The following is a 15680-nucleotide window of genomic DNA, read 5'->3' on the forward strand; positions in this document are numbered from 1 at the left end:
CGGTCCGCCTCACCCTCCGGCTGGGGCCCCGCCGCGCGGCGCGGTCGCCAGGTGGGCGCCCACTCGCTTGACCATCAGGGTCATCTCGTACGCGACCTGGCCGACGTCGGAGTCCGCATCGGACAGGACGGCCAGGCAGCTGCCGTCACCCGCGGCCGTGACGAAGAGGAAGGCCTCGTCGAGCTCGACCACGGTCTGGCGGACCTGGCCCGCCTCGAAGTGGCGGCCGACGCCCTTGGCCAGGCTGTGGAAGCCCGAGGCGACCGCGGCCAGGTGCTCGCTGTCCTCGCGGGTGAGGTCCTTGGAGCGGCCGGTCGGCAGTCCGTCCCCGGAGAGGACCAGCGCTTTGCGGATGCTGCCGACCCGGTCGACCAACTCGTCGAGGAGCCAGTTCAGCTGGCCGTCGCCCCGGCTGCCGGATTCGTGCGCTGCGGTCTGCGGTGCGGTCATCGACCGTCCCCCTCCGATGTGCTGCTTGCGTTGCGTGGGTCGTTCAGGGCTGGACCGGGCGGCTGCCCGGCGTTGTGCCGTCGGCCCGCCGACCAGCCGCGCTGGAGGGCGGACATCCTGCTGCGCACTTCCTCCGCGTCCCGGTCGTCGGCCGGTCCGGTCGGCGCCGGTGCCGGCGGCGCGTCCTTGAGCTGGGGAGCCAGGCTGGCCTGCCGGATGCGGCGGGGCAGTCCGCCGGGCCCGGTGGGCGGTTCGCCGCCGGTGGCCGGCTCCCTGCCTGCGGGTCGACCGGCCAGGGCGGCGCGGTCCGGGCCCGTCGGGCCGTGGGGGCCTGCGTCCCGGGTGGCCGGGCGTGCGGTCCGCCCCGCGGGGCCGCCCTCGCGGACGGGTGCGGGCTCGGCAGGGGCCGGCTGGGGCACGACCGACACCGGGCGGGTGTCGACGCGGCGCCCGTGGTCGGCGACCAGCGTGGGCGTGCGGCGCCGGCGCGGCAGCGGCACGGGGCCGCCGGAGACGGGGCGTGCGGAGTCGGCGCGGGCGGCCTCCAGGCGCGGGCCCTCGGTCCGGCCGCCGTCGCCGGGTACGCCGTCCAGGCGGGCGCTCTCCAGTCGTACGGGTCCGCCGGCGTGACGTTCCTGCGCCGCGGTGCCGGGCCGGGCGCCGCCGAGCAGGCCGCCGCGGGAGGGGGCGTCGTCGATGCCCGGGATGCCGTCCAGCACCTCGGCGTCGTCCAGGCCCAGCACGCTGATCGGGGCCTCCAGCTCCACCGGGCCGTCCAGCACCATCGAGGGGCCGGCCTGCACGGGTACGCCCGCCAGGCCGGGCCGCCGCGGTGCGCCGGGCAGGCCGGGCGCACCGCCGGTGCGGCCGGGGCCGACCGCCCTGCGTTCGTCGCGGTCGGGCTTGTCGAGGCGGAATCCGGTGCCGTTGGTCTCGGGTGCCTCGGTGAGCAGGGGCGCCGGGATGAACACGACGGCGGTGGTGCCGCCGTACGGGGACGTCTGGAGCGAGACGCGGACGGAGTGGCGCTGGGCGAGCCGGCTGACCACGAAGAGGCCGAGCCGGTCGGTGTCGGAGAGTTCGAACTCGGGGGTTTCGGCGAGCCGGAGGTTCGCGTCGAGCAGGGCCTCGGGCGCCATGCCCAGGCCGCGGTCGTGGATCTCCAGGGTGAAGCCGTTCGCCACGCGCTCGCCGAGCACCTGCACGGCGGTGTGCGGGGGCGAGAACACGGTGGCGTTCTCGATGAGTTCGGCGATCAGGTGGGTGAGGTCGGCCACGGCGGGGCCGGCGATGCCGAGCCGGGGCAGCCGCCGGACCTCGATGCGCTCGTAGTCCTCGACCTCGGCGACCGCGGCCCGTACCACGTCCATCAGCTGGACCGGCTTGCGCCACTGGCGGGAGGGCGCGGCGCCGGAGAGGATCACCAGGCCCTCGGCGTGGCGGCGCATGCGGGTGGTCATGTGGTCGAGCCGGAAGAGGTCGGCGAGCTCCTCGGAGTCCTCGGTACGCCGCTCCATGGCGTCCAGCAGGGTGAGCTGGCGGTGCAGCAGCACCTGGTTGCGGCGGGCGAGGTTGACGAACACCTCGGAGACGCCGCGGCGGAGTTCGGCCTGCTTGACGGCGGCCTCGACGGCAGCGCGCTGGAGGGTGTTGAGGGCCTTGCCGACCTGGCCGATCTCGTCCTTGTCGTACTCCAGGCGGGGCGCCTCGGTCTCGACGTCGACCTGCTCGCCGGCCGCGAGGCGGCGCATCACGCTCGGCAGGCGGACGCCGGACACCTCGTGGGCCTCCTTGCGCAGCCGGGAGAGGTCACGGACCAGGTCGCGGCCGATGCGCACGGAGAGCAGGACGGACACCAGCAGGGCGAGGAAGCCGAGGAAGCCGGCGATGGCGGCCTTGAGGAGCACGAGGTGGGCCTGGGGCTCGACGCGCTGCTGGTAGCGGTCGCCGGCCTGGGTGCCCATCTCGCCGAGCTTGTCGAGGACCTGGCCGGTCGCCTCCTTCCACTCGGCGGCGGTCACGGCGCGCGGGCGCTTGGTGGGGCCCTGCGCGATGAAGCCCTCCTCGGCGTCGCGGAGCGGGCGCGTCTCGGGGCTCAGCCAGAACTTCTCGAAGCGCTCGCGCTCCTCGCCAGGCAGGACCTCGAGGTTGAACGCGTAGAGCAGGCGGCGGTTGGCGATGAGGTCGGAGACGGTCCGGGTGTCCTGGGCGGTGACGCGGCGGGCGGCCAGCGCGGCGGCGATCACGGCGTCCTCGCGCGACAGGGTCTCGCGGGCACGGGTGATGCCGACCAGCGCGCGACCCTGCTTGTCCATCTCCACGTTGTCGAGGCCGTGGAGGTTCATCAGGAACGTGTAGCAGGGGTCGACCAGCCGGTTGTAGAGCTCCAGCGCCTGGTCGGGATCGAGTTCGGTGCGGTCGACGGAGCGGCGCAGCGCCTCGATCTCCTCGAACGCGTCGAGGATGGAGTTCAGCCGGCTGGAGGTGTCCGAGGACAGCTCCTCCTGGACGTCCGGGTCGAGGGCGTCGCGGCGGATCTTCGCGACCACCTTGTCGGTGGCGGTGCGGCGGCGCGCCAGCTCGGCGAGTTCCTGGGAGGCGCGCGGGTCGCCGAGGAGCACGAGGCTCTGGCGGCGCTCCTTCTGGATGACCCGGACCACGTCCTCGACGGGGTAGCCGACCTTCTCGATCACGAAGGCCACGTCGAGGAGTTGGGCGGCCTCGCGGCCCGTGATGACGGTGGCGAAGCCCCACATGGCCGTCAGGGAGACGAGCGGCACAAGCAGCAGCGCCACGATCTTCCGGCGGATGGTTCCCCCGCGAAAGCGCATGGCCTCCCCCAGCTCAACCCCCGCGTGCGGGGTAGGTGTTCCGTCAATAAACGGCGTGAGCCTACTACTGCCCCGCAGGCAACTCGAAGGCATGTCCGGACGTTTTCGGCCGGAGCCCTGGACGAAGATCACCAGTTGTCCGATACTTCCGGTCAGGAGCGGCCCGAAATGTGGCACATGACACCTGGTGAGGCGTCAGTTCGCCCATCGCGGCGGTTGGCTGGAATCTTTCGTTCCGTCATGCTCCGGCGGGAATCACGAGCGGGTGTGAATCGTCTTTCTGTTCAGAGCGGCATGGGGAGCCGTGTGGTGGGGAGTGAGCGGACCATGGGCAGGGAGCAGTACGAAGCGGTGCGCACGGCCGGGACCGGCCGCGGGACCGCGTACGCGACGCAGGAAGAGGACTACGGCTACCGCTCCGGCGTGGCCTTCGGTTACGGCTACCGCTCGGGGCCCGGTGTCCCGAGGCAGCGCGGGCTGTGGGTCGAGGAACCCGTCGGACGGCGCAGACTGCCGGATCCGGTGCGCACCTCCGCCGTGCGGGCCGTGCTGCTGGTGTCGCTCACGCTGATCCAGGCCTCGGTGGCCTTCCTCCTGACGGTCACCGGGTCCTGGCTGGCCTTCCCGATGGTTCTGGGCGCGATCGCCGGCACCGTCGTCGCCACCTGGGGCGTGCTGGACGTGTGGGTGACCCGGCAGATGTGGAACCAGCGGAACGGCGTGGTCTCGGTGCCGAGCAGCACGGCCCGGCGACTCCGCCGCGAGCGGCGGCGGGAACGCCGGCGGGCGCGCAAGGCGGCCCGGATACGGCAGCGCGGCGGCCGGCTGAAGGAAGCCTGACCGCCGCGCCGCGGGGCTGTGTACGGCCGCACGCCGCGGGGCGTGCGCCCGCCCCGCGGCGCCCGGCTGAGCCCGCCGGGTGCGCCGGGGGCGGGGGGCGCCGGCGGGGCGGGGGCGCCGGCTACTCCGCCGGCGTCTGGCTGCGCCGGAACATGCGTGTCGCCGTGATCTCGCCGTGCACCTGCTCGCCCTCCGGGTCGGGCACCGGCAGGCCCGGCCGCAGGTGCTCCTCCACGCTGATGTACTTCAGGCCCGCCCGCAGGTCCGCGTCGTTGCGCAGCCGGATGACCAACGGGAACTCCGCGAGGGCCGTCGTGTCGAACAGACCCGTGGTGTAGAGCAGCTGCACGCCGAGCGCGTCCGAAACGGCGCGCTGGAGCTCCAGCAGGTACGTGGCGTTGGCGCGGCCGATGGGGTTGTCGAGGAACAGCGTGCCCGCATGGCGGTGCCGGTCGCGGCCGCGGTCGTTGCTGCGCAGCGCGGCCATCGTGCAGTACAGCGCGATGGCGGCGGTGAGCAGCTGGCCGCCGGAGAACACGTCGCCCATCTGGCCCACCGGCACGCGCTCGGCGCGCAGCACGGCGTCCGGCTTGAGGATCTCCACGGAGATGCCGCGCGGCTGCAGCGCCGCGTGGACACCGCGCAGCAGCAGGGACATGCCGTCGCGGCGGCCCTCGCCGAAGGAGGCGTTCTTCCTGACTGCCGAGCGGGTGGCCTCGTCGATCACCTCGCCCAGCCGCTCGGTGAGCGTGGCCTGGTCGGGCTCCTCGAAGCGGATCCGCAGGAACTCCTGGCCCGACCACTCCCCCAGGCCCTCCGGCAGCTGGGACAGCCGCTGGGCGGAGCGCAGCGTGGCCAGCGCGGACTCCACGAGTCCGCGGAGCCGGTCCACGATGCTGTCGCGGTTGCGCTCCAGCTGCTCCAGCTCGTCGGTCAGGACGCGCAGGCGCGGGGCGAACGCGGCGGCCCAGGAAGCCGCGTGCTCCGGCAGCGCGGCCGCCGGGAGCTCCCGGATCTGCTGGCGCGCGGGGGTGCGCACCTGCTCGTACCGGGTGGAGTTGGCGTGCCGTACGAGGACGTCGCTCGCCTCGCGCACGGCCGCCTCGGCGGCCGAGAGGTCGGCGGAGCAGCCGCGCAGCGAGCGGCGGGCCTCGGCCGCGGAGTGCCGGGCCTCCTCCAGGCTGCCCGGGTACGGGCCGGTCTCCTGGTCCTCGTCCTCGGCGGGGTGGTGGTCACGCAACAGGTCGCGCAGGAGGGCGGCGGTCTCGTCGAAGCCGCCGACGGCGTCCTCGGCGGCCCGGTGCGCGGCCAGCAGCTCGGTGTGCGCGGCACGGGCGCTGTCCACCGCCCCGGTGTGGGCGGCGAGCTGGGCGCTCGCGGCGCGGAGCATGGCCTGGGCCCGCTCCACGTCGGCCGGGATCTGCTCCTCGGCCAGCTCGACGTGCGCCTCGCCGTCGGTGGGGGCGAGGCGCTCGGCCTCGCCGCGCAGGCGGCCAAGCTGCTCGCTGGCCGCGGAGGCGCGCGACTCCAGCATCTGGACCAGCGACTCGGCGCGGGCTGCCGCGGCCTGGCGGGACGGGCCGTCGGCGCCGTCGGTGCCCTCAAGGAGCTGGGCGGCGCGGGTGCGGACCTTGTTGGTGAGCCGGTCGAGCTCGGCCAGGGCCGCGCTCTCGTCGCTCTCGGCGCGGGCCTGTTCGGCACGCAGGTCGGCGCCGACGCCGACCTTCTCGTACAGCTGGGAGGCGGCGCGGTAGGCCTCTCGGAGGGCCGGGAGGGAGACCCGCGGCCGCTCTTCGCCGGCGTCCGGGGAGGGGAGGTGGTCGGGGTTCTCGGCGGCCGGGTCCGGGGCGCCGGCGATCTCCGCACGCTCGGCGCGCAGGGCGCGGGCGGTGCGGCGGGCGTCGTCGGCGGCGCGCTGCGCTGCACGCCGGTCCTCGTCCGCGGCGCGGGCGCGCTCCAGGCAGGCCTCGGCGCGGGCCTCGGACTCGGCGGCCTCCTCGGCCAGTTCGCGCAGCCGGGTGCCCCAGCCGGCGCGCTCGCGGAGCCGGAAGGCCAGTCCGGCGAGGGCGTCGGCGGCACGCCGGGCGCGCTGGGCCGCCTCCTGTCGCTCGTCGCGGACCCGGGCGGCGTCGGCGGCCGCCTCCTCGGTCTCGGCGCGCCGGGTACGGGCCTCCGCCAGCCCGGCGGCGGCCTCCTCGGCGGCCGCACGGGCGGCACGGGCGTGCTCGGCCAGCTCCGCGAGGCGGCCGGGCGGGCAGCCGGTGCGCCAGGAGCCGAGCCGGGCCGCGAGGGCGCGGTCCCCGGCGAGCCGGGCGGCCAGCGCGCGGATCTCGGTGTCGCGCTCGGCGGCCCGGGTGCGCAGGGCCTGCCGCTCCTCGTCGGCGGCGTGCTCGTCGTGCATGGCCGGGTTCGGCGGAACGAGGAACACGCCCGCGTCGGCCCCGGCCGGCGGCACGGGGGCGAGCAGGGCGGCGGCGGTGCCGACGGCCACGGCGGAGCGCGGCAGCAGCGCGGCGGAGCCGAGCACCTCGCGGGCGCGGGCGTGGCTGTCGGGGTCGGTGATGACGACGCCGTCGACCAGCTCGGGGCGGGCCGCGAGGACGGCGGCGTGGTCGGCGGGGTCCACGGACTGGGCGAGGTAGCGCCAGCCGGGCAGGGCCGGGATGCCGTGCTCACCGAGGTACTCCACCGTAGCCAGCACGTCGGGGCCGGGCGGCAGCAGACCGCCGTCGCCGAGGGCGCCGAGGATGCGCGAGTCGTCGGCGGCGGCGGTGCGCAGCTCGAAGAGCTGGCGTTCGGCCGCGGTGACGCGCTGGTCGAGGAGGTGCTGGAGGTCCTCGGCGTTGCGGTCGAGGTCCTCGGGGGTGAGGGATCCGGGGTGGGTGGCCGGGTGGCCGGGGCCGGCGGGGTCGGCGGTCGCGCCGGGGGTGTGCGGTCCGGCGTCCGCGGTGCCGTCGTCGGTGGGACGGGGGGCCGGCTGGGCCGGGTCGCCGGCGGCCGGGAGGCCGAGGAGCTCGGCGAGGCGGGGCTCCCGGGCCAGCGACTCGGCGGCGCGGCGCTCGGCCTCGTACGCACCTTCGGCGGCGTCGGCGGCGTCCGCGGCGCGGGCGGCGGCCAGCTCACCGCGGGCCGCCGCGGCCGCGGCCTCACGGGCGGTGTCGGCGGCGCCCCGGGCAGCCTCGCGGGCCTCGTCCCACGCGGCGACGGCGGTCTTCTCGGCGTCGCTGGCGGCCAGCGCCGCCCGGGCCGGGTCGGCGTCGGGGGCGGAGTCGTCCAGCCAGCCGGCGCGGACCGCCTCGGCGGTCTCCTGCTCGACCTCGGCGAGGCGCTGGCGCAGGTGCTCCGCCTCGCTGCGGGCCCGCTGTGCGGCGGTGGCCGCGGCCGTGGCGTCGCGGTGGGCGGCCTCGCCTGCGGCCTGGAGCCCGGCGGAGCGTTCCTCCTCCTCGTTGGCGACGCGCTCGCCCTCCCCCGCGGCCGCGTGGAGCGCGCGTACCAGCTCGGCCGCGGCCGTGGCGCGGGCGGCCAGGGCGGGCGCGGCGTCCCGCTCGGCCTCGCGGATGGCGGCGGCCACGCGGGCGGAGCGGTCGGCGGCGGCGCGGTGGCGCAGCACGGCTTCGGCGGCCTGCCAGGCCGAGTACAGCGTGCGGGCGTCGCCGAGTTCGCGCTTCTGGGCGGCGGCGGCCTTCTCGGCCACGGCGAGGGCCAGGGAGGCGTGCCGGTAGGCGAGTTCGGCGGCCACGAGGGAGCTGCGGCCTCGGGCGCCCTCGGCCTCGGTGACCTGGTGGGCTGCGGCCGTGACGGCCTGCGCCAGTTCGGCGGCCCGGCCGCGCTCCTCGGCGGCCCGGGCGGACAGGCGCCGGGCGAGGGTGCGGGTGCGCCGCTCGGCGCCGGCGTGGATGTCCCGGGTGCGGGCGCGGGTGTCGGCGGCCTCGACGATGCGGCCGAGGAGGTCGACGGAGCCGGCGGTGAAGTCGCGCTCGGCCATCAGCTCGGCGCGGCGGCCCAGCTTGTTGCCGAAGCCGTGCACGAGGTCGGCGAGGCCGTCGGTGTCCCGGGTGTCGGTGACGGCGCGCAGGAGGAGGTCGGTGAAGTCGGAGTCCTTCTTGACCGCGAAGAGGCCGGCGGCCTCGCCCTCGTCGGCGTTCATCTCGCGCTGGTAGCGGAACAGCTCCGGGTCCAGGCCGAGTTCGGTGAGGTGCTCGTTCCAGCGGTCGTGGATCTCCTCCCAGCACACGTCGAGGTGCGGGTAGGCCTTGCCGGCCTCGGTGATCGCGTCGCGGAAGCCCTTCATGGTCCGGCGCCGGCCCTGGGCGCCGGAGGCGCCCTCGACGGGCGGGCGGACCGCCGTGGACTCGGCGACCGGGAGGTTGTCCAGGCTCAGACCCGGGCCGGGGCGGAAGGAGTACCAGGCCTCGGCGAACTTGCGCGGGTCGTTGGACACCTGGCGGCCGCGCCACTCGCTGACCTTGCCGACGACCACGCACTCGCCGGTCTGCGTGTGCTGCCACTCCAGCGCCACGTGCCCGCAGTCGTCGGCGAGCAGGAACTTCCGGAGCACGCCGGAGCTGGCGCCGCCGAGGGTGTTGCGGTGACCGGGGAGCATCACCGAGAAGATCAGCTTCAGGAGTACGGACTTGCCGCCGCCGTTCTCCAGGAACAGCACGCCCGCGGGCGCGGGCCGGCGCGGCGGGCCGACGGGCTCCTCCTCGAAGAACTCCGCCTGCATGGGGGCCGGGTGGGGCACCGGCTCGCCGACCCCGCGCAGGTCGAGCACGGTGTCGGCGTAGCGTGCGCCGGCGGGCCCGATGGAGTAGAGGCGGATCCGGGACAGCTCGTACATGGCGGCGGACTCTCGTGGTGGTGGTCGTGCGGCTGGTGCGGGGCTGGAGGCGGGGGCTGGAGGCGCGGGGTCCGGGGCCGGAGGCGCGGGGTCCGGGGGCCGGAGGCGCGGGGTCCGGGGGCCGGAGGCGCGGGGTCCGGGGGCCGGTGCTGCTCGGCGCGCTGCCGGGCGCGGCTACGCGTGGAACGGGAGGCCCGCGTCCGCGGCCAGTTCCAGGTCGTCGCCCTCCGGCGGCGGCAGCAGGCTGGCCGAGCCGTCGGTAACGGGGACCACGCCCAGTTCCAGCAGCTCCGCCATGGCGGCGCTGCCCGCCATGTCCCGGACCTGGAGCTGGTAGCGGGCGGTGGTGCGGTACGTGCCGCCGGCGTCGTCCCCGGTGCGCTGGAGGAAGCCGGAGTCGGTGAGGAAGGCGACCGCCTTGCCGACGATGCCCGTGGTGGATCCGGCCAGTCGGCGGGCGTCCTTGGTGGCACCGGTGGCGCTGCGGCGGGCGTAGACGCGCCAGGCGGCCTCCAGCCCGGGGGCGTCGCTGGCGGGGTCGGAGTTCTCGCCCAGCTCCTCGGCGCGCTCCTCCAGGCGGCGGCAGGTCTGCCGGACGAAGGCGTCGACGCCGTTGACCGTGATGCGGCCGATGTACCCGTCGTCGGCGAGGTCCTCGGGGCGGGGGAAGGCCAGGGCGGCCACGGCGAGGTGTGCCAGGCCGTGCAGGAAGCGGTCGCCCGAGTCGGCGGCGGTACGGCGCGCGTAGTCGCCCATCCTGACCGCGAAGACGGAGTCCTCGCCGGCGGCCACGGCCATGCCGGCGCGGGGGGAAACCTCCAGGACGACCAGGCCGAGCCCGGTCGCGACGGCGTCGGACAGGCGCGCGAAGGCGGGGTCCTCGCGGTAGCGGCGGAGCAGCTCGGCGTACTCGTGGTCGCGGGCGGGCGCCAGCTTGGGCTGGAGGCCGAAGGCGACGAGGCGGGCCGCGTCCGCGGCGTCGGCGGGCGTGACGGCGGCGGGTGCCCCCGCGGTGCCTGCGGGAGCCGTGGTGACCTGGTCCGACGGGGCGTCGGGGTCGCTCCACGCGGGGTGCTCGGCGTGGTCGGTCACGGCTGGGGCTCCTTGGCTGTCACTGCTGGTCGACTGCTGGTCGTACGGGGGCGGGCGAGGCTCAGGTCGGGGCTGGGACCGGGGCTCGGGGTGGGGCCGGGGCTCCGGGTGGGACCGGGGCCGGGGCTCGGGCCGGGACCGGGACGGTAGTCGGTCCGGGTGCCGGTTGCCGGAGTGTGGGCGGCCCGGGTTGGGGCGGCCCAGGTGTCGCCGCAGCGGCGGCGGACGGTCTCGTACGGGGTCACGCCGCCTCCGTACGGTCGGCCGCCATGCCCGCGGCGTCGAGCAGCGCGGTGCCGACGATCAGGTCGGCGCCGCCGAACTCCGGGTCGTCCAGCCGCGTGCCGTCGTCCACGGCGAACAGCAGCCGTTCCTCGCCCTGGCGGTACGCCGTGCCGACGGCCGGGCTGGCGGCGTGCACGGCCAGCAGCGCGACCAGGTAGGGAAGGTCGGGGTCGAGCCGTCGTGCCTCGGCCAGCAGGCCGGACAGCCGGCGCGGGGCGTCGTGGGGCAGGTCGAGGAGTTCCGTCGCGGCCGCCAGCTGCTCCTCGCTGAACCGGCTGTCGTCCGGGGTCGCGATCAGGTCGGGCTCGGGCATCTCGGCGCCGAGGTGCTCCCGCTCCAGGGGCGGGGTGAGCAGGATCTCCACCAGGTCGGCGACCCGCACCGACACCGGCGTGCGCAGGCCCGTACCGGCGGCGAAGAAGGCGTCGGTGATCTGCGTCGCCTGCTCCAGGGGCAGCGGGAGGGTGGGCGCGAGGAGCTGTCCGTACAGGTCGATGCCGGCGCGGGCGGCGGGCGCCGCGAAGGCCTGCCGGTCCTGCTCCGCGCGGAACAGCGGTCCCGCTTCGAGGAGGCGGGACTGGAGCTGCGTGTGGCGGCGGATGCAGTCCTTGACGATGTCGACCAGCTCGGCGGCGCGCCGCTTGTTCTCGGGGTCCTCGGCCTCGTCGCGGGCCTTGCGGATGTTGGTGAGGATGGCGTTCTCGTGGCGGTAGCGGTCCGCCACGTGGTCCAGCGCCTCGGCGATCATGTCGGGGACGGTCTGGAGCCAGTCGACGGCGCGGACGTTGCGCCGGGTGGCGTCCAGGGTCTTGCGGAGGGTCTCGGCGAACTGCACGGTGCGGTAGCGGGCCTGCTCGGCGGCCAGCTGGGCGTCCGCGAGGCGGCCGCGGCTGATCAGCACCTCCAGCTTCACCTCGGCGGCGATCTGGGCGCTGGTCACGTCGGTGTCCAGGGCGCCGACCAGGACGTTGACGGCCTCGTCGGTGGTCCGGAGGTAGACCGTGCCGCCGTACCCGGGGACCTCCTCGATCAGCTTGAAGTCGTAGTCCCGGCGCACGTAGACGCCGTCGGGGCCGAAGGTGCCGTAGACCGCGCGGAAGCCGCGGTCGACGCTGCCGACGTTGATCAGGTTCTCCAGGACCCAGCGGGCCACGCGCTCGTGCTCGGCGGCGGGGCGCCCGGGGGCCTGGGCCGCGACGCGCGGCAGGAGGCGGGTGACTATCTGCTCGTGGTCCGCGCCCGTGTCGAAGTCCATGTTGAGGGTGACCAGGTCGATCGCGGCGAGGGCGACCTCGGCCATGGCGTAGACCGTGTACTCGCCGGCCAGGTTGGCCTTGCGGGCGTCCAGGTCGTGCAGCGGGGCGGTGCACGCGAGCGCGCGGAGCCGCCGGGCCAGGCCCTCGTCGGCGGCCGGGCCCGGGGCCGGGGACGGAAGGGTCTTCGCCGGGGCAGGAAACGTCACGACGGAAAGATTAGGCGGTCACCCTGACAACGACCCAAACGGCGGGGTTCGGATGGATTGTTCTGGGGCGGGGTGCGGTGTGCACTCGGGGTGTGGAGACGGGGGGCTGGGCGGGGTGGGCGGCCGGGGCGGGTGCGGCGGGCACGTGGCCTACGCTCGCGGCATGGATTCCATGATCGTAGCTGGCGCGCCGGGAACCGCTCTGCGGGTCGTCGACCTCAACGCCGACCTGGGTGAGGGCTTCGGCCGGTGGACCCTGACGGACGACGAGGCGCTGCTGTCGGTGGTGACCAGCGCGAACGTCGCGTGCGGCTTCCACGCGGGGGACCCGTCGACCATGCGGCGGGTGTGCGAGCTGGCCGCGGAGCGGGGCGTGCGGATCGGGGCGCAGGTCTCGTACCGGGACCTGGCGGGGTTCGGGCGGCGCGCGATGGACGTGCCGGCCCGCGAGCTGGCGGACGAGGTGGCGTACCAGATCGGGGCGCTGGAGGTGTTCGCGCGGGCGGCGGGGTCCGCCGTGTCGTACGTCAAGCCGCACGGCGCCCTCTACAACCGCACCGTGCACGACGCGGAGCAGGCGGGGGCGGTGGTCGCCGGCGTCCGGCTGGCGGGCGGCGCCCTGCCGGTGCTGGGGCTGCCGGGTTCGCTGCTGCTGGAGGCGGCGGCGGGCGCGGGGCTCACGGCCGTGCCGGAGTGCTTCGCGGACCGGGCGTACACGGAAGCGGGCACGCTGGTGCCGCGCACCGAGCCGGGAGCGGTGCTGCACGAGCCGGAGGCGGTGGTGTCCCAGGCCCTGGCACTCGTGGACGCGGGGGCCGGCCGGTCGCTGTGCCTGCACGGGGACACACCGGGCGCGGTGGAACTGGCCCGGCGGGTGCGGCGGGAGCTGGAGGCGGCGGGGGTGCGGGTGGAGGGGTTTGCGTGAGGGTGCGGCGGGTGGGGTGGATGGGACGGGTGCGGCGGGTGCGGCGGGTGCGGCTGATGGTGGGCTGGTTGCTAGGGGTGGAGCGGGGGTTGCCGGTGGAGCGGGGGCTGCCGGTGGGGGTGTGCGTGTGAAGGTGCTGCGGGTGGGGCACGAGGCGCTGCTGATCGAGGTGGGTTCCGGGGAGGAGGTGGCGGCGCTGCACGCGGAGCTGGTGCGGCTGCGTGCGGCGGGCACGCTCGGGGTCGTACGGGAGATCGTGCCCGCGGCTCGGACCGTGCTGCTGGACGGCGTGGAGGACGCGCCTGCCCTGGCGGGCCGGCTGCCTGGGTGGGAGGTGCCGCCGCTGGTGCCGGCCGCGGGTCCGGAGGTGGTGATTCCGGTGAGGTACGACGGGCCGGACGCGGCGGAGGTCGCGGAGCTGTGGGGTGCGCCGGTGGCGGAGGTCATGGGGTCCGTCGCGTTCCGGGTGGCCTTCTGCGGTTTCGCGCCCGGGTTCGGCTACCTGACGGGGCTGCCCGAGCGCTTCCACGTGCCGCGCCGCGCGACGCCGCGTACGGCGGTGCCGGCCGGCTCGGTGGCCTTGGCCGGCGAGTTCGCCGGGGTGTACCCGAGGTCGTCTCCGGGTGGGTGGCAGCTGGTCGGGAGCACGGACGCGGTCCTGTGGGACCCGCATCGTGACCCGGCGGCCCTCTTCACACCGGGGACCCGGGTGCGGTTCCGGGAGGTGGGGGTGTGGAGTGGGTGCGGTGGGTGCGGTGGGCGCGGTGGGCGATGAACGTGGGGTGCGTGGGGTGAGCGCAGGGGGTGCTGCGGGTGCCCTCGGTGCCGCGCTGGAGGTGGTGCGGGCCGGCGCCCTCGTCACCGTGCAGGATCTCGGGCGGCCCGGGTACGCACACGTGGGGGTCCCGTTGTCGGGCGCCCTGGACCGCGGGGCCCACGTGCTGGCCAACCGGCTGCTGGGCAATCCGCCCGGTGTCGCCACGCTGGAGACCACCCTCGACGGGGTGGGGCTGAGGGCACTGGTGCCGGTCACGGTGGCCGTGACGGGTGCGCCGTGCCCGGTACGGGTGGCCGGGCGCCCGGTGGCCTGGGGTGCGCCGGTGCTGGTGCCGGCGGGCGCGGTGCTGGAGGTGGGGCGCGCGGTGCGGGGCGTGCGCTCGTACGTGGGGGTGCGGGGCGGGATTGTCGTGCCGGAGGTGCTGGGCAGCCGGTCCGCGGACCTGCTCTCGGGGCTCGGGCCGGAGCCGCTGGCCGCCGGGGTCGAGCTCGCCGTGGGTGGGGTGGCCGGGGCCGCCGGGGAGATCCCCGGCATCGACGTACTGCCCGCGCCGGCTCCGCCCGTTGAGCTGGTGCTGCCCGTCCTGCTGGGGCCGCGGGACGACTGGTTCGAGGGGGCCGCGGAGGCGCTGGCGCGCGGCAGCTACCGGGTCTCCCCGGCCAGCAACCGCATCGGGCTGCGAACGGAGGGCGGGCCCGCTCTGGTGCGCTCGCGCGCCGGGTCCGGGGAGCTGCCGAGCGAGGGCATGGTGCTGGGGGCGGTACAGGTGCCGCCGGACGGGATGCCGGTCGTCTTCCTGGCGGACCACCCTGTGACGGGCGGCTACCCGGTGGTCGGAGTCGTTCCCCGCAGGGCCCTGGACGCAGCGGCCCAGGCCCGCCCGGGGACGCCGGTGGTTTTCGTACCGCGGAGGTAGTGCCGGGGGGCGGGTCGGGATCGGAGAGGTGGCCGGACGGCGGCGTCGCCTGGGGCGGGGGGAGGGAGGTGGCCGGACGACGGCATCACCCAGGCCAACGGCAGCAAGGCAACCCACCAACCACACCACCTGGGCCGGTCTCGGAGAGGGCGCCGGTCTGGGGCCGTCCGCCGACCGAGGGTTTCCGGGCCGGGGCACCCTGTCAAGGGCGCTCCGCTGCGCTCCGCGTCGCCTGCGGCGATTCCACTTCGTTCCACCCTTGACAGGGCACCCCGGCCCGGAAGGCAAAGACCTCGGCGGACAACCCCAGGAAAGACGCCCAGGGGACACCTCATGCCTTCCGGTACCAGGTGCGCGCCCCCGGCACCGGGGCCCGGCCACGCCCCACGGGGCGGCGCACCACCACCCGTAGGCCCACCGCCCGACTCAGCGACCTCCGGGCCGCCTGTGCCCCTTCATAAGCCGCCAACGATCGCTACGCGCTCCTACCTCACGGCGACAGACGGCCGTCGTGGGCTGGGAAGGGACGTGGAAAGGGACGGGCGTCGGGGATGACCTGGATCCAGTGACCATTTCCTGCAACTGGCGGGCGGAGACGGCCCATGGCCACCGAGCGAGAGCAGCACGAGGCCGTCGTGAGCGGCTCTCGCCTCCCCACGACCGGCCCGCCGGCCGCCGGGCCGAGAGAAGCACGTGGTGACCGTGGGGGGCCGTCCCAACCACCGACGGCCCGCCGGCCGCCGGCCGCCGGGAGAGAGAAGCGCACAGTGATCGTGGGCGGCCGTCCCGACCACCGACGGCCTGCCGGTCGCCGGCCGGAAGGAGCGCGTAGCGATCCTTGGCGGCCTATGTCCGGCCCCAGACGGCGGTTCGCCGCCCGAGGCAGGAGCGCGTAGCGATTTGTGGCGGCCTATGAAGGGGCACGGGCGGCCCGGAAGCCGCCGAGACGGGCGGAGGGCCTACGGACGGGAACGCGTCCGCCCCGTCGGGCGGAGGCCCGGCCTCGGTGCCGGCGCAGGCACCCGGTACTGACTGGCCTGGGAAGTCCCCCTGGGCGTCTTTCCTGGGGTTGTCCGCCGAGGGCTTTGCCTTCCGGGCCGGGGTGCCCTGTCAAGGGTGACCCGAAGGGTCATCGCGCAGCGACGCGGAGCGCCCTTGACAGGGTGCCCCGGCCCGGAAACCCTCGGTCGGCGGACGGCCCCAGACCGGCGCCCTCCCCGACACCGGCCCAGGAGATGCCGCCCTCCGGCCACCCCGCCGG

9 protein-coding genes are annotated in these 15680 nt (G+C 76.0%); 4 read left to right on the forward strand and 5 right to left on the reverse strand.

All coding sequences use genetic code 11. The features are described 5' to 3' along the window. Positions 1-9: 9 nt before the first annotated feature. Positions 10-450: a roadblock/LC7 domain-containing protein gene (locus ACIF6F_RS17280; protein ID WP_399947304.1), complete on the reverse strand. Its 441-nt coding sequence runs from the start codon at positions 448-450 to the stop codon at positions 10-12. Then, the gene (locus ACIF6F_RS17285; RefSeq protein WP_399947306.1) at positions 447-3281 is read right to left on the reverse strand and encodes a nitrate- and nitrite sensing domain-containing protein; all 2835 of its coding nucleotides are present in this window, start codon (positions 3279-3281) and stop codon (positions 447-449) included. The genes ACIF6F_RS17280 and ACIF6F_RS17285 overlap by 4 nt, the downstream gene beginning before the upstream one ends. Before the next feature lie 327 nt (positions 3282-3608). Here ACIF6F_RS17285 and ACIF6F_RS17290 point away from each other — a divergent pair, with 327 nt between their 5' ends. Then, on the forward strand, positions 3609-4121 hold the full coding sequence (locus tag ACIF6F_RS17290; protein WP_399947308.1) for a hypothetical protein: 513 nt from the start codon (positions 3609-3611) through the stop codon (positions 4119-4121). 121 nt (positions 4122-4242) lie between these two features. Here ACIF6F_RS17290 and ACIF6F_RS17295 read toward each other — a convergent pair whose 3' ends face one another. The 3 genes from ACIF6F_RS17295 to ACIF6F_RS17305 all read right to left on the reverse strand — a co-directional run bounded on the left by ACIF6F_RS17295 (position 4243) and on the right by ACIF6F_RS17305 (position 11800). Further along, positions 4243-8961 (reverse strand): hypothetical protein, encoded by a 4719-nt coding sequence (locus ACIF6F_RS17295; RefSeq protein WP_399947310.1) that lies wholly within the window; start codon positions 8959-8961, stop codon positions 4243-4245. A gap of 174 nt (positions 8962-9135) precedes the next feature. Further along, a complete protein-coding gene (locus ACIF6F_RS17300; RefSeq protein WP_399947312.1) occupies positions 9136-10053 on the reverse strand; it encodes a hypothetical protein in 918 nt (305 codons plus the stop codon). A gap of 241 nt (positions 10054-10294) precedes the next feature. Next, positions 10295-11800, reverse strand: coding sequence for a hypothetical protein (locus tag ACIF6F_RS17305; RefSeq protein ID WP_399947314.1), 1506 nt, complete (start codon positions 11798-11800; stop codon positions 10295-10297). A 163-nt stretch (positions 11801-11963) separates the two neighbouring features. Between ACIF6F_RS17305 and ACIF6F_RS17310 the strand changes: the two genes are divergently transcribed. The 3 genes from ACIF6F_RS17310 (at position 11964) to ACIF6F_RS17320 (ending at position 14419) form a co-directional block, all read left to right on the forward strand. Beyond that, a complete protein-coding gene (locus ACIF6F_RS17310; protein ID WP_399947315.1) occupies positions 11964-12725 on the forward strand; it encodes a LamB/YcsF family protein in 762 nt (253 codons plus the stop codon). A 121-nt stretch (positions 12726-12846) separates the two neighbouring features. Beyond that, positions 12847-13500 carry an allophanate hydrolase subunit 1 gene (locus ACIF6F_RS17315; protein ID WP_399947317.1) on the forward strand — a complete coding sequence of 218 codons (654 nt, stop codon included), beginning with the start codon at positions 12847-12849 and terminating at the stop codon, positions 13498-13500. A 16-nt stretch (positions 13501-13516) separates the two neighbouring features. After that, positions 13517-14419, forward strand: coding sequence for a biotin-dependent carboxyltransferase family protein (locus tag ACIF6F_RS17320; RefSeq protein WP_399947319.1), 903 nt, complete (start codon positions 13517-13519; stop codon positions 14417-14419). The last annotated feature ends 1261 nt before the right edge of the window (positions 14420-15680 follow it).

It is taken from the genome of Streptomyces sp. NPDC086023 (genome assembly GCF_044540325.1).
Classification (GTDB): domain Bacteria; phylum Actinomycetota; class Actinomycetes; order Streptomycetales; family Streptomycetaceae; genus Streptomyces.